The sequence below is a fragment of the Fibrobacterota bacterium genome (genome assembly GCA_019509785.1).
Lineage (GTDB): Bacteria > Fibrobacterota > Fibrobacteria > UBA11236 > UBA11236 > Chersky-265.
The window spans coordinates 85,774-108,216 of record JAEKLQ010000039.1 but is presented as its reverse complement, the minus strand read 5'-3'; the positions used below and the strand labels follow the sequence as shown (position 1 = coordinate 108,216).

General features: G+C 63.8%; 17 protein-coding genes and 1 pseudogene. 4 read left to right on the top strand and 14 right to left on the bottom strand.

All coding sequences use genetic code 11. The features are described from left to right. Positions 1-118 precede the first annotated feature (118 nt). Entirely contained in the window at positions 119-4,159 is a 4,041-nt protein-coding gene (locus JF616_11440; GenBank protein ID MBW8888358.1) for a translocation/assembly module TamB domain-containing protein, read from the top strand. Then, on the top strand, positions 4,156-6,162 hold the full coding sequence (locus JF616_11435; protein ID MBW8888357.1) for a BamA/TamA family outer membrane protein: 2,007 nt from the start codon (positions 4,156-4,158) through the stop codon (positions 6,160-6,162). The genes JF616_11440 and JF616_11435 overlap by 4 nt, the downstream gene beginning before the upstream one ends. Positions 6,163-6,188: 26 nt before the next feature. Here the strand turns inward: JF616_11435 and JF616_11430 are convergent, their stop codons facing one another. The 8 genes from JF616_11430 to JF616_11395 all read right to left on the bottom strand — a co-directional run bounded on the left by JF616_11430 (position 6,189) and on the right by JF616_11395 (position 13,445). Continuing rightward, positions 6,189-7,892, bottom strand: coding sequence for a hypothetical protein (locus tag JF616_11430; GenBank protein ID MBW8888356.1), 1,704 nt, complete (start codon positions 7,890-7,892; stop codon positions 6,189-6,191). Between the two features lie 270 nt (positions 7,893-8,162). Then, a complete protein-coding gene (locus JF616_11425) occupies positions 8,163-8,738 on the bottom strand; it encodes a hypothetical protein (GenBank protein MBW8888355.1) in 576 nt (191 codons plus the stop codon). A gap of 177 nt (positions 8,739-8,915) precedes the next feature. Continuing rightward, complete coding sequence (locus JF616_11420) at positions 8,916-9,161, bottom strand: hypothetical protein (GenBank protein MBW8888354.1); 246 nt, start codon at positions 9,159-9,161, stop codon at positions 8,916-8,918. 61 nt (positions 9,162-9,222) lie between these two features. Beyond that, entirely contained in the window at positions 9,223-9,666 is a 444-nt protein-coding gene (locus tag JF616_11415) for a hypothetical protein (protein ID MBW8888353.1), read from the bottom strand. 93 nt (positions 9,667-9,759) lie between these two features. Next, positions 9,760-11,502 (bottom strand): hypothetical protein, encoded by a 1,743-nt coding sequence (locus JF616_11410; GenBank protein ID MBW8888352.1) that lies wholly within the window; start codon positions 11,500-11,502, stop codon positions 9,760-9,762. A gap of 215 nt (positions 11,503-11,717) precedes the next feature. Next, positions 11,718-12,095: a response regulator gene (locus tag JF616_11405; protein ID MBW8888351.1), complete on the bottom strand. Its 378-nt coding sequence runs from the start codon at positions 12,093-12,095 to the stop codon at positions 11,718-11,720. Between the two features lie 61 nt (positions 12,096-12,156). Then, positions 12,157-13,074: a hypothetical protein gene (locus tag JF616_11400; GenBank protein MBW8888350.1), complete on the bottom strand. Its 918-nt coding sequence runs from the start codon at positions 13,072-13,074 to the stop codon at positions 12,157-12,159. Between the two features lie 86 nt (positions 13,075-13,160). Then, complete coding sequence (locus JF616_11395; protein MBW8888349.1) at positions 13,161-13,445, bottom strand: hypothetical protein; 285 nt, start codon at positions 13,443-13,445, stop codon at positions 13,161-13,163. 340 nt (positions 13,446-13,785) lie between these two features. Here JF616_11395 and JF616_11390 point away from each other — a divergent pair. Together JF616_11390 and JF616_11385 are read left to right on the top strand one after the other, a co-directional pair. Next, positions 13,786-14,589, top strand: a pseudogene (locus JF616_11390) (sigma-70 family RNA polymerase sigma factor). Positions 14,590-14,792: 203 nt separating this feature from the next. Beyond that, positions 14,793-15,194 carry a response regulator gene (locus tag JF616_11385; GenBank protein MBW8888348.1) on the top strand — a complete coding sequence of 134 codons (402 nt, stop codon included), beginning with the start codon at positions 14,793-14,795 and terminating at the stop codon, positions 15,192-15,194. A gap of 4 nt (positions 15,195-15,198) precedes the next feature. Here the strand turns inward: JF616_11385 and JF616_11380 are convergent, their stop codons facing one another. The 6 genes from JF616_11380 to JF616_11355 all read right to left on the bottom strand — a co-directional run bounded on the left by JF616_11380 (position 15,199) and on the right by JF616_11355 (position 22,430). Further along, positions 15,199-16,002, bottom strand: a complete 804-nt coding sequence (locus JF616_11380) for an inositol monophosphatase (protein ID MBW8888347.1) — start codon at positions 16,000-16,002, stop codon at positions 15,199-15,201. 305 nt (positions 16,003-16,307) lie between these two features. Continuing rightward, positions 16,308-17,150: an SAM-dependent chlorinase/fluorinase gene (locus JF616_11375; protein MBW8888346.1), complete on the bottom strand. Its 843-nt coding sequence runs from the start codon at positions 17,148-17,150 to the stop codon at positions 16,308-16,310. A gap of 196 nt (positions 17,151-17,346) precedes the next feature. After that, positions 17,347-18,030, bottom strand: coding sequence for a hypothetical protein (locus JF616_11370; GenBank protein ID MBW8888345.1), 684 nt, complete (start codon positions 18,028-18,030; stop codon positions 17,347-17,349). A 152-nt stretch (positions 18,031-18,182) separates the two neighbouring features. Further along, complete coding sequence (locus tag JF616_11365) at positions 18,183-19,556, bottom strand: sigma-54-dependent Fis family transcriptional regulator (protein ID MBW8888344.1); 1,374 nt, start codon at positions 19,554-19,556, stop codon at positions 18,183-18,185. Between the two features lie 19 nt (positions 19,557-19,575). Continuing rightward, positions 19,576-20,883: a HAMP domain-containing histidine kinase gene (locus JF616_11360; GenBank protein MBW8888343.1), complete on the bottom strand. Its 1,308-nt coding sequence runs from the start codon at positions 20,881-20,883 to the stop codon at positions 19,576-19,578. Next, entirely contained in the window at positions 20,880-22,430 is a 1,551-nt protein-coding gene (locus JF616_11355; GenBank protein MBW8888342.1) for a hypothetical protein, read from the bottom strand. The genes JF616_11360 and JF616_11355 overlap by 4 nt, the downstream gene beginning before the upstream one ends. Positions 22,431-22,443 lie beyond the last annotated feature (13 nt).

Genomic DNA, 22,443 nt, shown 5'->3' with positions numbered 1-22,443 from the left:
TGAGGTTCGGGGAGGACGAGGGGATCCGGTTGTAAATATATTCGACACGGAAAGGGCGCAAAGGCCCCGATTTCGGATGGCCGATCCGATTCGCCATTTATCTTCTAGCGGGCAATTCATGGGCAGATGGTTGAAACGGATCGCGATAGGAGTGGCCGCCTTCGGGCTTTGCCTGTTCCTTGCGGTATGGTTCGGCGGACGTTGGTCGGTTCAACACTACTTGGCGAAGGAATCGAAAGCGGGGCCGGGCGCCTTCCGGTTTTATTCCCCTCGCTTCCGCTGGAGCCTCGATCTGGATGCGGATTCGGCCGTGTACGAGAGCCCTACCGTGGACGTGAGGGCGAAGGGGATTCGGCTCTCCGCGGATCTGTTCGGCAGCCTTTTCCATTTCCAGCCATGGGCCCGCGTGCGGTTGGACAGCGTTTTCATCCGCGTGCGGCCGGGCCCGGATACGATCGCGCGATCGAAATCGGATACGGCCAAGGCGCATCGCGACTCCATCCCTTTTCCCGTATTTAAGATTCCCGGTAACGCATACTTTCGCATCAAGCGCCTGGTGGTGCGCGATACCGCCTCCGATTCCCTGGCCCCGCTGGCGGATGTGGAAGGGCTCAAGGCGCGGACCCGCGGAGGGTATTACGTCTCTCTGCAGATAGCGTCGATCAAGGCCCGGGCCACGGGAGGCCTGGTCCATCGCTTGCGGGCGTCGGCCGATTGGGCCGGCCGGGATAGCCTGGCCGCTTCCATCGCTTGGGGACGCGGCCAGGACAGCGCTTCCCTCGAAGCCCGCCTGTCCAAAGCCGATCTGTTGCGTCTTAACGGAACGCTGCGCGCGCGCGTCGCTTCCACGCGTCCCTACGCGCAAGCCTTGGGGCTTCCCGCGACCCTGCCGCGAGGGGAAGCTATCGCCCTCGACGCGGAGTTGGGCCGCTCCCGGGAGCTGACGGCCCGGGTGAAGTTGGGGCTGCGCGTCGCCGGTCTACCGCGGACACTCCCTTTAAGCCTTCCGGACCAGGCGGTGTCCCTGCGTTTCGATTTCGGCGGGCGCGCCGGCCAATGGTCCCTGCGCGCCAGCGGGGGCGGGACCCAAACGGAATTGCAAGGCGGCCTGGCGGTCGCGGCCGGGGCCAAGGCGGGCCATCCAACCGATTCCCTCGCCTTTCCCGCCTTCCTGGCCCGTCACGCCCAGGTTACCCTTCGCGGCCGCCTGCGCGGCTTCCGGGCCGCGGTGGGCGGGAAGACCCTGCCGGCCGATCTGGACGTGGAAGATGCGCATGTCTCGCCGGAGGCCGTCAAGGCGTCGCTGGTGACCGGGGACGGTTCCCGCGTGGAGGTCGATTTGCGGCGTACACGCGTTACGGTATCCCCCTTGCCGCCCTGGGAAGGCGCCTTCTCGCTGGACGCGGCCCCGCACGAAGCCTGGATGCTGGCTTTCACGGATACCAACGTGGTTTTCGCTCAAGCGCGCATCGCCGGCGATGTCCGCCAGGGCGCGGTCGACGCGACCCTGGAGGCGCGCGGCGTAAGGGCCTACGGGGTGCTGGCCGATTCCCTGCGGGCGGTTTTCCGCTACGCCCGGAACGATATCGTGCTCGGGCCCGCTCGTTTATGGCGGAGAGGCGCGGCGTGGGATCTGTCGGGACGGGCGGAGACGGGTAAGGCGGGGCCCCCGGCCACGGTCCGCCTCGCGAATCCGGAATTCGGATCGTTGCAAGCGTCACAGCCGGGACCGGGGAAGGTGGAGGTCCATGCGCGTAACTTGGCTCCGGATCACTTGCCTTATCGCGGACTGGATTCCCTGGCCGCCTACGGCCCGCGCCTCACGACCGATTTCGTTTGGGATCGGAAAGCGCGCGCGGGTTCCCTCGCCTTGGCCGCGGAGGGGCGTTACCGCAAGGACGCGGTGGCCGCATCCTTGCGCGCGGCCTGGGACGCGGAGCGGATGGACTTGCGGGAGGCGAACGCATCCTTGGGGGGCAATGCCCTTTCCGCTTCGGGCCGCGTGCGCCTGCATGGGCGGCAATTCTACGAGCTGAAAGGCGTGGGCCCGGCCGACGTGGAGGAGGCTTCCCTGAGGGCCGAGCGCTTCGATCTGGCCAAGGCCCTGGCCGCCTTCCTGCCTACGCCGCCTTTACGCTCGGGGCAATTGGACGGCGCTCTCGGCTTCGCCTCGGGAAAAGGCTTCCACGGGACCTGGCGGGCGACGGGCCTGGCTTTGGCAGGCGAGGAACGATCCTTCGCCATCAAGGAAGCGTCCGTGACGGGACGCGGGGATACCCTGATCATCCGCGGCGTTTCCGTTTCGGATGCGGAACCTTTGTTCCGGGACTCGCTGGCCGTGGCCTTGTCGGGCGTGCTGGGAAAGGAGCAATCGATCAGGGTGCGGGACCGGGCCGGACAGGACATCACCCTCGCTTTCGATGGCGGGCTCACCGACTTCCGCGATCTCAAGGGCCGCCTGTCCCTGCGGGGCGGCGCGACCCTGCCCGGCGGTTCCGGGAACTTGAGCAACGTGCGTTTGCAAGCGGACGTCATCTTGCCCTTGAAGGACGGCCTCAAGGGCCTGCAACTCACCGCCGACACCTTGCTCGCCACCTACGCGGTGCCGGGTTTGGATACCCAGGTCATTTCGGCTTCCGTGCGCATGCGCGCCGGCAAGGTGGATGTTCCGCATCTCACCCTTACCGGACGCGACGGGGCGCAATTGCAGGGCGGATTGGAATTCGATCCCAACGGCCGCCGCCTCGGCGCGGACCTGTCCGGCAGCCGGCTCTCGGCGCAATTCGGCGGCGACAAGGTGCAACTTCGGGAGCTGGCCGCCCACTTGCAAATGGACTCCACCCAGATGATCGCGCAGATCGCGGTCGGGTCGGGATCCTTCGAGCACGCGAAGTCGGCCCTGCGCGCCGCCGGCGACGTTTCCCGCCTCACCGCCTATTACCGCGCCCCGCTGGGATCCAAGGCCAAACAGACCGGCGGGGCCATCCCGCTCCTGCGCTTATCGGCCACGCTGGATTCATCCGACGTGCGGTATCGCATCCACACCACCATGGAAGGGCTGCTGAACATCTTCCGCAAGCAGGGGCAGCGCCGGACGGTGGCGCGGCGGGCCAAGCCGATGCAGGTGGATATCAACGTGGAAACCTCGGGGCGCGGCAATACCATCGTGACCGATGTACTGCGGGTTTCCTATGTGGGGAACCTCAGCATGGTCGGCACTTATCCATACGCTCTCATGCGCGGCCGGGTGACTTCGATATCGGGCGGCATCGGCACCAAGAGCCAGGCCTACGACATCAAGAACATGGAGATCAAATGGCTCAACGCCCCCCTGGAGGAAGGCGAGCTGAACCTGAATGCCGAGAAGCGCCTGGCCCGCGTTTGCGACACCGTCACAACCGATTCCTGCGCCATCCGCTTAAACCTCACCGGGCCGCTTTCCGAGATCAAATTCGCCTATGATAGCGATTGCCGCGGAGGCTTCGGGAGCGGCGGCGCGGACGTAGGGGCCATGCTCTTCTCGATCCAGCGCGGGTGCTATTCGCCCTCCGCGTCGACCAGCGCGGGCGGCCTCACCTACCAGGAACAAGCCTTGGGATTGCTGGATATTTACTCGAGCGGTAAGTTGTCCGAAGGCTTAGGCTGGCTATCGGGGAATTGGATCCAAAGCGCGCAGGTTTCCGGCATGGCCTCGCTGGCGCATTCCCGCAGCAGCACGCCTACCGACACCTCCAGCGCGAATTTGGGCGTCGAGCTCCTGAGCAAGGAATTCTGGCGCTTGCGCTTTCGCGCCAAGTCGGCCTATAACCTGCAAAACGCCGATCAATTCAATCCCTGGAGCTACCGCGTGGGCGTGGAATGGCGCGCGCCCGCCTTCCGCCTGGTGCAGGATCCCGTCTGGCGCGCGCGCCTCAAGAACCACATTACCGTGGACGCCTCGGTCTTCACTGATCCCTCCCACAGCGTACAGGCGGACAATCAAGATAACCTGCGCCAGCGGCTGGGCCTCAACTACGATTACAATTGGTGGGGCTTTTGGTGGGCCAAGCGCCGCCCTCCCATCGTCGCCAAACCTTCCGATGCGGGCCCCGCGCCGCGCCCCGCCTCCGATACCTCCGCTGCGCGCAAGGCTTCCGCCGTTCCGGACGCCGCCCGATGAAAGCCTTCGCCTTTTCGATAGCCCTGGCATTAGGGGCCGCCGCCGTCCACGCGGACGTCAAGATCAGCTTCCAGGGGAACTCGGGCCTAGGCAAGCGCAAGCTGACGGAGGTGATCAATCCCGAACCCGCGGAATACGACAAAGAGGGCTTGCAGTCGTGGCGCGAGGACGCCGAATTCTATCTGCTCGACTTGTACCGATCCTACGGCTACTTCGATGCCGCGGTGCGGACCGATCTGTCGCCCCGGGGCAAGGATCCCAAGGATTGGGACGCCGTATTCGCCATCCAGGAAGGGCCGCGCTACGTTTACGATACGGTGTCCGTCCTGGGCGCGCGCCTGCGCCAGAGCGGGGAGCCGCGCCTCCCTTCGACACGGGACTCCGCAGCCGGGCCCACGGCGACGTTGACCCGATCCGCGACCGATTCCGGTCCTGCGCCCGTACCGCTCAATCCCCGCCCGCCGACGCCGGATACCGGGACCGTTCCGCTTATCGGCCCCGCCATCGATACCTCGCAACTGGAAGCCCGCCCCGGCAAGCCTTTCCGGCAGGACGCCCTCTTGACCGATCGCCGCTATCTGCTGCGACGCTACGGCGACGCGGGCTTCGTGCGCGTCGAAGCGGACGATCGCATCGATATCCGCAAGGCCACGAAGAGCGTGAAGGTGGACTACCTGATCGATCCCGGCGAGCCCGTCATCTTCGATACCCTGGAGATACGGGATATGCGGGCGCCGCCCCAGGACACCTTACAGGGCTTGACGCGGGAGGCGCTGATCCGCGGCCTGGTGCCGTATGCCCGGGGCGATACCATGCGCATGTCCAGCAACGATAAGCTGGTCGAGAAGCTGCAATACACGGGGGGCTTCAATTTCGTGCGCGTCAAGGATTCCCTCCGGTCCGGGGCCGAGGGCCGCAGCACCATGTACCTCTACGCCGAAGAGCACGTACCGGGCAGCCTGCGTTCATCGGTGTTCTACGAGACCCAGTACGGGCCCGGATTCTCCGTGGACGGGCGCCATAGCAACATCGCCGGCACCTTGAACGAATTGCGTTCCGGGTTATCCTTCGCCTACGAGCGCCAGACCCTCTATGCCGGCTTCGGCGCCCCGTTGATCATGGGGACCCTGGTCCGCTTCGACGAGGACGTGGATCTGAATTGGTACCAGGGTCAAGACTCGGTACATGTCAACCAAGGGCCCTTCGGAGGCGATTTCGACTGGACCAATTCCTCGCGGCTCACCTGGCCCTATTCCTATTGGCTGCGCCTGGTAACCGATGCGGAGTTGGAGGCCAAGAGCCGGATGATCACCGTGGGTCGCGAGCGGGACCTGAGCCTCAATTTCATCCAGACCGCTTTCGCCACCTTCGTCGATCAGCCCATGGACCCGACCCGCGGCGTGCGCCTCGCCTTCACCTGGGGCAATGGCGGCGCCCTCCAGAGGAACGACGTCTTCCGCTTCGCGCAGTACCGGCATAATTGGATCGAGGCCAAGACCTCGCACTACTATCCCTTGCCCGGCCTGCGCATGCTCAAGCCCGCGACGCGCCTCGACGCGGGCCGCTTTTTCGGCCAAGGCGGCCCCAACTCCGACCGTTTCTTCCTGGGAGGATCCCGTAGCGTGCGCAGCTATGGTTTCCAGAACCTATGCCCCATGGGCCCCGACGAAAAGGTGTGCGTGGCCCAGGATTCGATCCTCGCCTATGTCCAGACCGGCGCCGAATTGCGCGTCGAACCTTTCTGGTTCTTAAATCCGCGCGGCCACTGGCATTCCCTTTCGCCTCTGCAAATCGTCCCCTTCCTCGATTTCGGAAAGGTCTGGGACGTCCGCCATGCGACCCATTTCACCTGGAAAGGGAGTAAGCCGCCTTCCGGGGAAGGCTACGCTTCGGGCCTGGGCGTCCGCTACCCCCTGCTGGGCATCTTCAACCTGCGCATGGATTTCGTGCTGAAGGGATCGGGAAGCCACTATTTTTGGTTGGATTTGGCGCAGGCGTTCTGAGCCGGAAGGCCGCCGAATCCAGTTGGCTATGGCGAGGTCAAGATGACGCCATTGCTTCCGACCGCCACGAGTTGCTTCCCATCGCTGGTCAGGGATAAGAGCCCGCCCTCGACGATTCCGGTTGCGTGAGGGGACCAAGAGATTGCGTCGGGGGAAGTAAGCAGGAATCCGGGACCTAGGCCTACGAGTTGTTTTCCGGTCCAGGCTAGTGAGCGAAGCCCATAAGGGATTCCCGAAGAATAATCAGTCCAAGCGCTGCCATCCGGTGAGGTTCGGATCAGGGCCCCGCTACTATCCGCTCCCAAGGCCACGAGCTGATTGCCGGTCCAGGTAACCGAGGAAAGCCCGCTTCGGGTAACGGGCTCCCCGGCCGTCCAGGTGATGCCGTCGGGCGAAGTCGCGCTGATGCCGCCGTCCCGTGGATCCAATCCCACGGCAACCAATTCGCCGCCGGTCCAGGTTATCGAATAAAATTCGCCGCTGGTCCCGGAGGGACGGGGCCACCAGTTGATGCCATCGGGAGAGGTAGTGATCGTCGCCGTCTTGTTGGTATCCCCTCCGACGGCTACGAATTGCTTGCCGGTCCATGTCGCCGCGCGAAGAGTGCCATTTGCGAGTCCGGGGTACTGGGGGATCCAATCGATCCCGTTTAGCGAAGTCAGGATAAAGGGGGCATTGCTATCCCATCCGACAGCCAGCAATAGGCCGTTGGCCCAGATTACGGAGGAAAGCCTTCCAGCGATCCCGGGAGAGCGGGTGATCCAGGATGTCCCGTCAACCGAAGTCATGATCGTTACTCTTTCATAATCCTTTCCGACCGCCACGAAGAGTTTGCCCGTCCAGGTAACCGAGGATAGTTCGCATTGGCAATCATCGTTCGCGGATATCCAGTCATTGCCATCGATAGAGGTCAGGGACTGGGCGTTCCCGTTGCCATGCCTTCCGGCCGCTACGAGCCAATCTCCGGTCCAGGTCACAGAGGAAAGCTCGCCGTGGATGTTGGAAGAGATAAGAGTCCAATTGATACCGTCAGGTGACGATAGTATCAAGGAGGCGGCCGTGCCATATCCGGCTCCCACGGCCACCAAGCGGCTGCCGGTCCAGGTTACCGAAAAAAGATCCCCGGAAATGCCGGCATCACGAGCGGTCCAAGCGATGCCATCCGGTGAGGTTCGTATTTCCGGAATGTGCGCCATGGAATACGTACCGGCGCCTACGGCAACGAGCTGGCTCCCGGTCCATATCATCGCGTTCAGCTCGCGAAGGCCGTCTACGGGCCGATAAGTCCATATGATGCCGTCGGGCGAGGTCCAGATCGCGCTCGGGGAAATCGCCTCATCCTTAGCTACCAGCACTAGTAGGCTTCCAGTCCAGGTTACGGAGATAGCCCCGCCTTTAATCCCCGAGGAGCGGGGCGTCCAGGCGATTCCGTCGGGTGAGGTAAGAATACCTACGCTGTCTCCTTCCCTTCCCACCGCCACGAGTTGGGATCCGGTCCAGGTTACGGAAGTTAGCGCGCCCTTTATACCGGCGGAACGACGCGACCAAGTGATGCCGTCCGGCGAGGTCGCGATCGCGGCGCCGCTGCTGTCCTTTCCGACCGCGACGAGCTGCCGGTCGGTCCAGACCAAGGAACTAAGAAAGCCTCCGGGAATCCCAGTCGGATGAGATGCCCAGGCCGTCCCGTCGGTGGACGTCACGACCATGGCGTTGGCGCCTGTGCTTCCCAACACTCCCACGAGTTTCGTTTTTGCCCATACCAGGGATCGGATTTCCGATGATCCTAAAAGCGAACCGTTTCGTAAGGTCCAAGCGTCTCCGACCTCGGGGTAGGGATATGGGAATGGGGTCGTCTCCGGAGTAGGCTCCTTCTTGACTCCATAAATCGCTTCTCCATCATTTGCACCACCGTACATGTCCTCTTGAGAAAGGCAGGCGGAGAGGAAAAAAGCGGTCGTTAGTAGGAGCAGGCGAAAGCGATGTAGAGGCAAAGCGGGCAGCTACCCAATCATCACGCGGAAGCGCGATTGCTTGGGGCCCTTCGGCTTCTCGCCCCGGAGCAGAAGGGCGCCGGAGGCGAGGAGATAAACCCCCGTCAGGATATTGGCGCCGCTAAGGATCCCCGAATCCGGGAAGGTGAAGTTGGCGAGCGCGAAGCCCAGGTACGCCATCCAATTCCACGGCACCGATTTCTCCGCCTTGATCCCCAAGGCGAGCAATTGGCCCGAGAGGAGCGCCATCAGGGCCACCCGGCCGTAGAGCAGAGGCGCGTGCATGGCCGCGAACAGGAAAAGCGAAGATAGGGCCAGGCATCCGCCGCCCAGCTTCAAGGTGACGAAGCGGCGGGCGCGCGTGACCAGGAAGAGCGGGCCGAAAACGCCGGGCAGGACCACGGCGAAGACGAGCAAGAGATGGATCCAGATGCCGGCGCCGAGTCCGCTCGGCTTCAAGGCCGCGATGGGGTGCAGGGCCGAGAAGGTCCAGGCCTGCAGGCCGGGGAAGTAGAAGAACATCAGGGCGGCGAAAAGGGTGCCGAACAAACCAATCGTGATATCGAATACGTAGCGAAGATTCATAAGCCTGGATTCGGGGTTGGGGAAGTTGGGGCCGGTCGCTGAAAAAGCATTCCCTATATTACCAATCGGGGAAGGAAAAATCCCCAGGGGATCGCGCGACTTTACCGGAATCGTACTGCCCGGCCCGGGGAAGGGCCGGGCCGGAAAGGAATTCGACACAAGCTGGGGGCCTAGGCCCTATCCAATCGGTAAAATGCCGATGATCCGATCCAGGCGGATCTCCTGTCCGCCGTCCAGCCGCAGAAACTCCTGCTTGTCTTCGCGCGTATAGATGTCCGCGATCCGGCCTTCAGCGGACGCGCCGCCGGGCCCGGCGTCTTCGTCCTTAAGCGTCAAGCGAACCAGGCTTCGTAAAGTGGCGATGGATTCCAAGCGATCATACAAGTCGCAAGCGATGGGTCGGTAGTCGTCGTTACGTTCCATATCCGCGCGAAGGCGCTCTTCCTCAGCTCGCTCCGTAGCGTTCTGGGCGAAGCGCGCCTTCCTAAGTCTGACCCGCTGGTGACTGAGCGAAGGCGGCGGCGAAGACGTAGCCTCCTTCGCCGTCGGGCGTGAGGGAGGTGGTCCACACCGCGTCCGATACGCCTTGGCGATGCAGGTCCCAAAGCTTGGCGCCCATTTTTTCGCCGACGGTGCGGGCGAAGGCTTGCGGGTCGCGCAGGAGGGCGGCGCTCACGGGAAGCTCCACCAGGCCGGGCTCCACCTCGGCCGCCGCCGTTTTCTCATCCGCCAGGATCACGTTGCTGGGCTCGAAGGACTTCTCGCGCACGGCGGCGCTGATCAAACCCTTCACCTCTTCGGCGCCCAGCACTTCCAGGCAGCTTGCGCAAACCAGCATGTCCCCCCAATGGGAGCCTTCCATGGCCACGGGGATACGGTTCAACGCGACTTGGTCCTGCCCGGTCTGGCAGATAAGGCAATTCTTCATGGGCCCTCCTGTCGCGGGTAAACTTAATCGTTTAAGGGGCCGCAGGGGAAGCTTTTCGCGCGGGATTCGCGACCGATCGGGGCGCCTAGCGCGTCAAACGGTCTCGCGGTAATTCTTCAGGTCCTGCCGGATCTTGCGCAGCAGCCGGCCCTTGGGGCGGGAGGAGCGGAGGTCCGCGTCGGGAAGCGGCCGCCATTGGCCGGGAATGAGCACTTGCGAATCGATGAAGGTGTCCATGGCCTGTTGCAATTCCGCCCACCCCAGCTTGTCCTTCAGGGATATCACCTGGTTGATGATCCAAACCAATCCGTCCCCCGTGAGGCGGTGGGGATGGTTGATCACCGATGAGCGCTCGGCCAGCACCGACAAGATTTGCTCCGGGGATACGGCCTCCTTGCATCCTTCGGCGGCCAGGCGCATCAGCTTGCGGTAGCCCTCCTGGAATTCGCGCGTATGCGCGGCCCGGGCGGGAGACACTTCCAAGTCGCGTTTGGCCGCGTAGGAGGCGGCCATGATGCGGCAGAAGCGATCCGGATCCAGATCGGCGGAAAGGCCCGCGCGCGACCAGAAGCGGGGAAGCTCGCGCAAAAGGCTGCGGATAAGGAACACGGGCCGATGGGTGATGCCGTCGGGAAGGCGCTCGGGGCCTTTGGCGACCTTGAGGTCCTCGAAATAGGCGAGGGCGCGGCGGAATTCGGCGATCGAGCCGCGAGCCGTCGCCAGCAGGCGTTCGCAACTGGACGAGTCGAAGCCCAGGCGCCACAGTAGGCGTCGATCCCGCTCTTCGCCGAAGGCGGCGTCGAAAGCCCGGAGGCAAGCCGCCTCGCGAAAACCCTTGAGCGGCTTCTTGGTCCCGGTGAGGATGAAATCGGCGGCCTGGGCGAAGGCCTGCGTCATCAGGCGTGCCCAATAACGCTGCTCGGTGAGGCAGGTGGAAAAGCGATCTACGTCCTCGTACCGGTACTTGTCCGACTTGGCCGCGAACTGGCGGATGGATCCGTAATCGAGGATGGATCCGTCGGCGAGCACGTTATCGCCGTCCCAGGAAAGCCAATTGAAGATGTAATCCTCTTCCATCACCGCGGCCAGCTTGCCGTAGGATCGGGCGATGCGATCGAGGCCGGCGGCCATGCGGGCTTCGCGTCCCGCGGGCAGCTTCCAAATGCCGTTGGCTTCCTGCCGATCGAAAAAATGCGCCAGCGAGCGCTCCAGCCCGTCCCGCAGGCCCAGCTTGAGGTAACGGAAGATATGCGCGGGGCGGATGAGGTTAGGCGCGGTGCGCACGCCGATGGAGGTTCCGTCCCCGTAATCGATCACCGCCAGGCAGCGCTCGGTGGGGATCCCTTGGCGGTAGAATATTTCCGACATCAGCGCCGAGCCCAGCATCTCGTCCAAGTCGGCGGTACCCGATGCGTAGCCATGGACCTCGTCCCCCGTCGGCAGGGGTTTGCCGGCCTCGGAGGCGCCGGGGGAAAGGATGGTGGCGCCGGTGCCGCGGCTGCTGACGTCGAAGCTCATCCCGTTGGCTTCCAGGCTGCCGTTCCAGATGCTGCGCCCGTCGCCGGAGGTGCGCCCGCGCTTGTCCTTATGCTGCAATTGCAGGTAGCGTGTCGCCATAAAGGGGTTCGGCTTGACGCGCGCGCCCTTCACGCGTTCCGGATGGGCCAGATCGTATTCGTTGATGATCTGCAGGGAGAAGGTTTCCAAGATGCGCGTCTCCAGCCGCGCGTTCAGGCGGGCGGGATGGCCGGAAGGGACCAGTTCCAGTTCGCGCGCCAAAGGGAAATTGAAATAGGCCACGCGTCCGCCGGGACGGTAACGCGCGGGGTAATCCACGAAACCGTCCGGGGCGGCTTCGCGCCAAGGATGCGATCCGTCGAGGCGATGGAAACGCGCGTAAGGATCCGCGCCGGAACCTTCCCGTTCGGACGGCGGCCGCGCGCCGGGCCTGGACGCCGGGGATTTCCAAGCGAAGGAGCGGGACGACGGTCCCCGCCGGGCCTCGGAGGACGCCCGGGCGCCGCGGCGTCCGGGCTGTCGCGCGACCCCGCTCAGCCGGGGGCCCCCAGCACCTGCCGCACCGTATGGTGCAGCGTACTCGGATTGAACGGCTTGCCCAGAAAGCGGGCGTTCAAGAGGCACATGTCGTTGAACAAATCCTCGGGCTGCCTGTTCCCGGACATGAAAAGCACCTGGGTCTCGGGCCGGTGGAGCAGAACCTGCTCCGCCAGTTCGGGACCGCTCATGGGCGACATCTCCACGTCCGTCAAAAGCAGGTGGATGGGGCCAGGATGCTGGCCGCTCATGAACAAAGCATCGACGCCGTTGTCCGCCTCCAATACCCCGAAGCCCGAATGCTCCAGGAACAGCTTCATCACGCTACGGAGGGAACCGTCGTCTTCGACCAACAAAATCGTTTCGAAATGCATAAATCCTTCGGATACGCCGTAGGGCCCGGCCGCATGCGGTTTCGCGGTAGTGCCTTCCGGTTTACCCATTGTAGGGCATAGCGCGCGCCGGGTCAAATACCGTCGAAACGCCGCGCGACGAAACGCCAGACCGCGAGCCGCCGCGGGGCGAAGAGACCCGCGAGGTGGGGGGAGAGGCGGGGGGTGACATGGAAGGTACGGGGGTATCCAGGCACTCGCCGCCCGGCGTTTCCCCCGTGGCGCGCTTTTCCGCCGCGCGCCCGGGCCCGGCGGAACGCGGGCACATGCGCGGGGCCATCGGGGCCGCCGCGGGCGTTGAAACAGCGGGGCCGGAATGGGGTTGGGACCCCGAGCCTCCTACGCCGCCCTCAGGGGCGAATCCTGTGGCGGTGGAGGCCCGGCCGGCCAGAGGGCCAGGCAGGGCCCCGGGCATGGGAATAGCCTGGGCCGCCGCTTCGCCGACCGCGATGCGGAATTCCAGATGAGGCGTGGAGGCCGCATCTCCGTGATAATTGGAAGCCTGCAGCCGGGCCTGGCCGACGGCGCTTTCGAGGCGTTCGCCCGGGCACAAGCGCGCGATATCGCCGACTCGCAGCACGAAGCGGGAATCCCTTTGCGAAGGAACGCTGCCGCTCAGGAGCGTCCCCGGCACGTGCCGGCGCAGGAAACCCGTCGAGCGCGTGAAGGTCGCGCCCGTGGCGGGATCGCTGCACGTCACCACGGCGTTACCCTGCAAGGCGATGTCTTTGATCCCTCGGCTATCCTTGGCGGTGCCCGTGAGGACCAGGCTGTCGTTTCCGCGCATTTCCACCTGGCGGGACTCGTCGCCTACGGCCAAGCGCATGGGCCCGGAGGCGCCTTGCACATCCAGCGCCGCCGACGGCGACGCCGCATTGGCCGGCTTGGCGCGGAACATCATCCTATCATTGGCGCAGCCAACGAGAAGGAGCAAAGCCGCATAGACCAGCGATCGAGACATGAGTTCAATAAACGCTTTTCCATCCCATCCCAAAAGCGGATACGATTTCGCGCGGAATTCGCCATTGCTGGGGCAGATCCGGGGCTTTAGGGGGCTATGCGCCCTTTGCGCAGGGTCGTATCGCCTGCGGCTACCCGCTTAAGCTTCGCGATCCGGCCGGAAGCATCGGCGACTCCGTTCTTGTCATTGACTCGATCGGTATTGCGGTTCGCATGCAGGACCGCGGGCGCAGGCGCGCCCTCGCCGGAATCGGAAGCGACCGAAATCGCGGTAGCCCCTAAGCCCGCCAACCCGGCGAAGACGATCAGGATCCCGCTGGCGAAGAGGATGCCGATGGCGCGGGGCGTGGATGAATGCGGGTTTTCGGGCATGATGCCTTAGACGCATGCGCGGGCGAATCGGTTACGTGGCCGGGCGGACTATTTCGCTCACGAGGGCGGCTGCTTCGAACAAACGGAGAGTATACCCTGCGAGGCTGCCGGGAAAACCATCCCTGCTAATCTCCCTTCCGATCCGGCTTTTTCCGCGAAAAGGGGCGCTTCCGAGGCCAAAAAACGCAGGATCGCCGAGTTCCTCAAATTCCCTTGCGCCACGGGGTTGAGAAAATTTGATTGGGAGGGTTTCGGAAAGGAGCCAACCTTGGCCGACCCAAAATCCTCGAGTTCCGAGCGTTCCCTCAAGTTCGTAGCGGATGATTCGGGCCTCTCCCTCTATCTCCGGGAAATCAGCAAGAATCAGAACTTGTCCCTGAGCGAGGAAGCGGACCTCGCCATGCGCATCCGCCAGGGCGATCGCCGCGCGTTGAACAAGCTCATCAGCGCCAACCTGAAATTCGTGGTCTCCGTCTGCCGCAATTACCAGAACCAGGGATTGCCGATGACGGATCTCATCAACGAAGGCAACCTCGGATTGATCCGGGCCGCCAAGCGCTTCGACGAGACCAAGCATTTCAAGTTCATCAGCTACGCGGTCTGGTGGATCCGCCAGGCGATCCTGCAATGCCTGGCCGAGCAATCGCGCATCTTGAACGTGCCGCTGAACCGGGTGAGCGCCATCCACCGCCTGGGCAAATCCGGCGCGCGCCTGGAACAGAAGTTGGGCCGCTCGGTTTCGCATTCGGAGTTGTCCTATCATCTCAACCTGGATGAGAACGAAATCCGCGAGTGCTTGCAGCTTTCGGCCAATCCCATCTCCCTCGAATCGCCTTTGCAGGCCGATGAAGAAGGCAAGGTGGGCGACTTGCTGAAGGACGACAACGCCGAAAGCCCCGAGGAACCGGTGCTGGCGGGAAGCCTGAAGCGGGAGGTGCAGGGGGTTCTCGGCACCCTCGAGGACCGCGAAGAGGCGGTGGTCCGGCTCTACTACGGAATCGGCGTGGACACCGGATATACTCTCGAGGAGATAGGCCAGCGCTTCAACCTCACCCGGGAGCGGGTGCGCCAGATCAAAGAGAAGGCCCTCAAAAGACTGAAGCACTCCACGCGCTCGAACCGCTTGTCCTGCTTCAAGACATAAGGCGGGCCCGTGAATAGGTCCCGTGCCGCCAGCTCCGAATAGGGAACGCTGGCGGCTTATACATCCATCAATTAATGGGAACCCTAGGACGCAAGAACGCGCTCTATTTGGTGTGTGGGCCTGGGGAATAAGTTAGTTTTCATACCTGAACGCCCCGGGTAGAACGCGGGTGACGCGTGGAAGCGCGGCACAAGAGAGGTCCAATGGGAACGGAAAAGCAGCCGACGATCCTGGTGGTTGACGACATCGCGTCCAATCGCACCCTGGTCAAGGAAATCCTGAAAATCAACGATTACCACGTTCTGGAAGCGAAGGACAGCGATGAGGCCAAGTCCGTGGCCGAAACCCATCAAGGTCCCATCAATCTGCTGATCGCCGATTTGGTAATGCCCCGCGTCAACGGCATGGAATTGGCCCGTTTCCTGCGGCCCAAACGACCGGAGATGAAGGTCCTCTACATCTCCGGTTACAATGCGGACGTGAACGTGCAGATCGAAGTCTGGGACGCCGAAGCCGATTTCCTGCCCAAGCCTTTCAGCCCGAACGGGCTGCTCCAGAAGGTGTGCGATTTGCTGGACCCGTCCATGTCGGACAAGGATAAATAGGGTCTCAACCCAGTTTCAGCACGTTCAGCATCTGCTCATGCAGGATGCCGTTGGAGAACAGGGCATCCTTCCCTTCGATATCGAATGCGGCGCCGTCGAGGTGGGATACCTTGCCTCCGGCTTCGGTCACCAGCAGGCAACCCGTGGCCACGTCCCAGGGATGCATGGCGAGCATGCAGTAGGCTTCCATGCGGCCTGCGGCGACGAATGCGCTTTCCACCACCGCGGAACCCAGGCATTTGACCCGTTGCAAGGCCGCGGCCGCCCGCCCGCGGGACTCCAGATTCTTGGCGTTGAGCTCCATGCGGATAGCGTCGTCCGCGCCCACGTTGAAATCGCCGTGGGAAATGATGGCTTTGCGGAGCTCGGACACCCCGCTCACCTGGATTTTCTTGCCGTTGAGGTAAGCCCCGCCGCCCAGCGTGGCGGTGTACATCTCTTCCAGGGCCGGTAGCCAGATGCAACCGGCCACGACGGCATCCTTGCGGCGGAGGCCGATGGACACGCCCCAAAGCGGGAATCCCCGGGAATAATTCACCGTTCCGTCGATGGGATCCACGAACCAGGTGAACTCGCTCCCCTGATCGAGGGCGGCCTCTTCTTCGGTAACGATGTTGTGCTTGGGGTAGGCCGCCGAGAGGCTCCTGCGGATGGCGGCGTCGCTGGCCAGATCGGCTTCGGTCACCACGTCCTTCTCGCCCTTGTAGCGGATATCGCGGAGCGCGTGCTGCATGCTGCGCGCGATGCCGCCCGCTTCTTCGGCGGCCTTGATGGCCGCGCCCAGGTATTCGCCGTACTTATCCCGCATGACACCTCGCGAAGCGGATCCGATACCATAAGATATCACTTTTCACCCTGCTTGATCCACCCGGCATCGGCCCGGGCGGCATAGCTTCCTTAGAAGCTTGCGATTCCGCGCCCGGATCCGCTTTCCGAAGTTTGCGCTCCGAGGCCGGCGGCGGCCCCGACCCGTGCCGCCATGCGGCTTCCCCGGCTTCGATGCGAGCCCGGGTTCCGGAAAGATCTTGAGCTAGGTAGCGCGCAGGTTACCTGGGCCCGGTTGCCGTCGTAACCCGGATCAGGGTCGTTCTCTCCCGGCCGGGCCTTGCTACTCTAGGATACCTTGACCGGATCGCCGCGCTTGAATCCGAATTTCTTGGCCGCGTTCCCGTTCGAGATCGCCAGTTCCAGGAATCCGCTCGACCCCGGCACCGCCGCGTTCTTCCCGGCGCCCGCCTGCGCGTAGAAGGCCGACAGCGGGAAGGCTTTTCCTTTGGAGACCAAGGCGATGGCGCCCTTGCGCTTTTTCTCGGGGAGGGACTCCAGATCGCGCGGGGTCACGTTGGTGATGGCGTTCCCGAAGCGATCGATATGCACGATTTCCCCGACCACGGCGCCTTTCGCCATATAGGGTACCGGGAAGGGCAATTCCACGAAGGTGTCCTTCTTGCGGCCGAAGGAACCCGGGGTTTTGCCGAGGCTTAAGTGGGCGGCCGCGGGAGCGAAGATATCGCGGCCGTGGAAGGTGGCCGAGGCATCGGGCAGGCGGTATTCGGGATTCTCGATGGCGCGCAGCCGGTAAGGCGGGGCCTCGGCGATAACGGGCCGGAAAGGCGCATGGCGGGCCCCTCCGGTTCCGGGCGGGCCGCCGGAGAGGGCGTAGGCCAAGACGCCGTTGTCCGGGCCTAGGAATTGGTAGCCATGGGCTTCGGCCAACATCGCGTCGCGCGGTCCTCCCACCCCCGGATCGACCACCGCCACGAAGATGGTGCCGCGCGGGAAGTACCGGTAAGAGGTGAGCAGGGCGAAGGCCCCGGCCTTGACGTCCCCGGGAGGGATGTCATGGCAGAGATCGATCACCTGGGCCTTGGGGGCGATGGAGGCGATGACACCTTTCAAGGTGCCGACGAACCAGTCGGCCGATCCGAAATCGGTAAGCAGGACGATGCAAGACATGCGGGAAAAGGTAGCTATCGGACGGGCCGGGACAAGCGGGCTTAAGAATGGGGCGGGTCGTTTCCGGCCGGACCGCCCGCCCCCGAATTTTCCTAGCCGCCCGGCCTTAGCAGCCGAAGCTGCTTTAGCAGCCGAAGCTGCTTTAGCAGCCGAAGCTGCTTTAGCAGCCGAAGCTGCTTTAGCAGCCGAAGCTGCTTTAGCAGCCGCACTCCCCGTTATCGGAGCTCTTTACCGTACTGACCTCGCGATCGTCGAAGTTCATCTTCTTGGCCACGTGGTCATCGTAGATCACGCAGACCGAAGCTTTCTTGTCCTTCTTCGAGGGCGTGGCTTCGATGCGGATCTTATCCGCGTCGCGCACGGCCGAGGGCAGGTTGATTTCCGAGGCCTCGCCCCGGCTCCAGCTGGCGGTCTGATCGGACGCGTCGTTAGCGGCGCCGCTACCGCCCATGCCGGTCGAAGACGGGCTTCCGGTCGCACCCGTCGCGCTTCCCTTCGAGGTTTTGCTCCCCGCCGGGGTGAATTTGAAGTTGATCTGATCCGCCTTGGTCTTTTCCGAGCAGACGCGGATCTTCCAACCGGGGGTGACGTTGGGCGGGAGGGAAGCGGAGCCTTCCGCGCCCGTACCGTACTTGCCGGTGGAAGCATGGGAGCCGGTCCCGGAAGTTCCGGTCGCCGAGCTCATGCCCGTATCCGCGGCCGGATTCGCGAGTCCCGGCGTATAGGTATCGCTTTTGCCCGTCACGGGATCGGACGGCACGCGGGACGATGAGGACGGGTCGACGTCCGCGGCGAGGGCGAGGCCCAACGCGCCCGCCACCATTCCGCCAAGCAGCAAACCAGGGAGGCGCGAGCCGGCCTTATGAGGGAATGAGTTCATGGGAGTCTCCTTATCAGGGGATTACTGGGCTCCGATGAGCCCGGGTAAGAAGCAAGATAAACCCCGCGCCCCGGGGGACGCAATGACGAAATCGCCTCGGGGGAGGCCATGACGAAATGCTTTACGCCATCGCGGGCGGGGTATTGCGCGCGTTACGATTCCGCGGGGGTTTCCTCGGTGGCGCCGTATCCGCGGACGCCGTGGGTATGCATCTTCGAATACAGGGCGCGGCGGGTGATGCCGAGCAGGCCGGCGGCGCGGGTCTTGTTGCCTCCGGTCTTCTCCAGGGCTTGCAGCAAAAGGCTCTTCTCCAATTCATCGAGGGAGATGCCGGTTTCGGGAAGCAGGAACGCGGAGGGCCGTTCGAGCACGCGTTTCTGGCGGATATGCTCCGGTAAGTGGGCGACCTCGAGGAGAGCCCCCGAAGCGATGATGGCGGCGCGCTCCAGGCAATTCTCCAGCTCACGCACGTTGCCCGGCCAGGAGTACTCCAACAGTTTGGACATCACCCCCTCGGCAATTCCCGCGTTGTGCCCGAAGCGCTTCAGGAAGGCGTCGGCCAAGGCGGGCACGTCCTCCATGCGTTCCGCCAGGGAAGGTACGAAAATGGGGAACACGTTGAGCCGGAAATAAAGATCCTCGCGGAAGCCGCCTTTCTTCACTTCCTCTTCCAGATTGCGGTGAGTGGCCGCGATCACCCGCGCCTGGGTGCGGACCACGCGCGTGCCGCCCACGCGGGTGAACTCGCGCTCTTGCAGCACGCGCAGGAGCTTCACCTGCATGCCCGGGGATACGTCACCGATCTCGTCGAGGAAAACGGTCCCGTTGGCGGCCCGCTCGAAGAGGCCGATCTTTTGGGCGTGGGCGCCCGTGAATGAGCCCTTCTCGTGGCCGAACAATTCCGCTTCCAACAGGTTCTCGGGGATGGCCCCGCAATTCACCGCCACGAAGGATTCGCGTCCGCTCTCGGCGTGGATGCCCCGCGCGATCAGTTCCTTCCCGGTTCCGCTCTTGCCGCGCACGAGTACCGTGGTATCGCGTTTGGCCACCATGCGCGCCTGCCGGATCACGTCCTGCATGGCCTTGGATTCCCCGATGATGCGGTCCAAGCGGTAGCGCCCCGATTCCCGCACGCGCAACTCGGCCACCTCGTCGCGCAAGCGCCCCTTCTCCAGGGCCGAGCGGACCAACAGTACCATCTCGTCCATCTCGAAGGGCTTGCTGACGTATTCCAAGGCGCCGATGCGCATCGCCTCCACCCCCGTGCCCGAATCGGCGTAGGCGGTCATCACGATGCATTCCAGGCCGGGGCGTTCCGCCTTGGCCTTCTTCACCAGATCCAGTCCCGACATCCCGGGCATGCGCACGTCGGTGATCATCACCGCGAACGGATCGCCGCGGCCCAGCGCGTCCAGGGCGGCCTCGGCCGACCCGGCTTCTACCGCTTCCAGGCCCTCGCCCGACAGGGCCATCGCCAGCAAGGCCCGCATCTTCGGTTCATCGTCGACGACGAGTATCCTCGCCATAACCCCTCCATGATCTCCGTCACGCTTTTTTAGGAATACCGATCTCGAAACAAGTGGGTTCGTCCCCCTGCGCCCGATCCGAAGCCAGCGACAGGCTCCATCCCGAACGCTCGCACAGGCTCCTTACGATGGACAGGCCCAGGCCGGTCCCCGTCTTCGAGCCCGACACGAAGGGCTCGAACATATGTTTGCGGACCGCCTTCGGGAATCCGGGCCCGGTATCGGCGAAGCGCATCGCCCCGCCCTTCCCCCGCTCTTCCCATGATACCGTGAGGCCGCCTTTTCCGCCCATGGCATGGGCGGCGTTGCGCGCCAAGTTTTCCGCCATCTGCCGGAAGGCGTCCGCGTCGCCCAAAAGCGAAAGGCCCGCCGGGACGGAAACGGTCCAGGCGACCTCCGGGAACTCCCGTCCTAGCGCAGCGGCGGCTTCGTCCAGGACCGCCCGGGGCGGGAAGGCCTTGGCCTCCAAGGGCTTCTCATTGGAAAAGCCCAATATGTTCCCGATCAACCGGGACAGCCGCATGACTTCGTCGGAGAGATAGCCGAAGGCGGGCAGCTTGCGCTCGGGATCCACCTGCTTGCGCAGCACGTCCACTGAGGACTTGATGATGGCCAGCGGGTTCTTGAGCTCGTGGGCCAGCTCCGCGCTGGTCCGCCCCAGGAAGGCCAGGCGCTCGTTGCGGCGCGACTCGGCCAGCGCCGCCTGGAAGCGCCGCTCCAAGGCGTAGAGCACCGTGGTCAGGACCGCGAAAAGGATGATCACGAAAATGGACGCGACGACCAGATAGGTACGGAACTGCTCGACGCTGGCGATGAAAGCTTGATCGGATTCGAGCGCCAGCATCTGCCGCTTGCCGCGCAGCGAGAACGGGTAGTAGAGGGATTGGAAGGGCACGCCATCGATTTCGGAGAGGGGCGTGAACCGCGGACGGCCTTCGCGCGCCGAAGCTTCGAACAGTTTCGCGTCCACCAGATAAGGCCGGATATCCTCGCCGCTGGCGATGAAGTTTTCGCTGGAGGCGTACACCTGCCCGCCCGAGTCGGTGATCACCGCGCGTTCCAGGCCCGTGGCATGCGTGAGGCGGCTGAGCCAGCGGCTTTGCTGCTCGGCGTACGGGGCAGGGAAGAGGGACGGCGTGAACTCGAAGGGATAGGAAAAGATGTCCTCGGCGAGATGATCGCCGATGTACTCCGCGAGGCCGGTCATGCGGCCTTCGGAAGCCCGCCGGGCCTGGCCGAGGTTGCGCGAAAGGATCCAGGCGGAGAACCCGAAGAGGAGGATCAAGGCGGCGGCCCCGGCCAAGGCCCCCAGCAAGGGTCGCTTCATGGGAAGTTGGAAGTGAAGCCGGCCGAGAGCTGCAGGTTGTCGCTGATCATGCCGCCCGAAAAGCCCGGTGCCAGCGATAAGCGGCGGGTGGTCTCAAGGGTGGCGTCGATTTCGAACCAGGGCCTCAGCTTCCAGTACAGGTTGCCGCCCAGGCCGATGCCCTTGCTGGAGCCGAGGGAGTAGATCGAGTTGTACGGCACCCAGTTCTCCTCGTAGTCCAAGGATAAGACGAGGAATATAGCTTTCGTCAACATGGTGAAGCCGGCCTCGGCCTTCCAATCGTCATTGGACGTGTTGAGGAAAAGCACATTGCGCAGGCTCAGGCCGTCGGCCTCGGAAAGCACCGGATAGCGTGAACGGGTATAAGCCATTCCCAAGGTAGCCGTGTACGTGCTTTTCCAATCCGCCGAGAGTTGCGGCCGCATGGTCCACGCGGAGCCGGTGAGTCGGTAGTTGGCGGATACGGTGCCGAACGAATTCCTCACGCTGTCCTTGTAATCGTCCATCTCGCTTTCCCCGGTTAAGCGCAAGCCGGCCTTGATCCAGCGCCATATCCGAACCGATCCCCCGGCCTCGGTCTCCAGGCGGAGGTCACGCGTAAGCGACGTATCGCGGTTGTAACGGGTGGTGGCCAGGCGCGATTCGGCGTCGAACACCAGGCGATCCCCGTACCACCATCCCGAGGCGACCGGTCCGTCGCGGAAAAAGGAATTGTCCGGCTCGCCGGGATAGACGTACCCGCGCGCGTCCCAGGAAAGGAGGAGGGACTTGGCGGTGTTCTCGGACATGGCCTGCACGCCCGGGGCGATTCCCGCGGCATAGTGGGAAGGGGAGCCGAAGCGATCGTGCCGGTATTGTTCGCTCTCCAGGAAAATCGGCGCCTCCGCCGCCACGGGTTTGCCCAAAGGTCGCGTCGTGGGATCGAGCCTGAGCAGGAAGTAGAAGCGATCGAGGGAATCCCCGTAAGGCCGCCAAAGCAGCTTTTCGGCCAAGGCTTCGGTCTCGAAGCGAAGCAACCGGTGGGCGGTCGCCCCTTTCGCCGTCGCGTCGAAGTAGGCATTCCGATCCGAGGCTTGCGCCACCGCGGCCACGCGTTCGAACGTCTTCCCCGCGGGAATCCATTCCAGTTTGCCGCGCACGTGGGCGCTGAGGATGGTATCCACTCCGTCCCAGCGATCGTAATCGATCCCGGATTGCACGTAGCCAGAAGCGCGGCTCGACGTCGCCGGCTTCGCTCCCGCCCCCTTGCCCAGGGCCATTTGGGCCCGGGCCGAATCCAGGGTGCGGTCGAACTCGCCTTCGAAATCCGCCTGCGCGGTGTCTTGCATCGAGAAGAGCAAATCCCTGGCTTCCGGATAATATCCATCGCGGGCCAAATCCTCCGCCGCCGACAGGATGGCTCCTTCCCTTTCATCGGCCCCTTGCTCCAGGATAAGTTGCCGCTTGGCCGCGTATTCCAGGGAATCGGAGCGTTCATCGGCCCGCGCTCCTACGGTTAACGCGAGGGACACGGCGCAGAGGGCTATAGAAGCGGAGGGAAAGGCCACCAAGGTGCCAAAA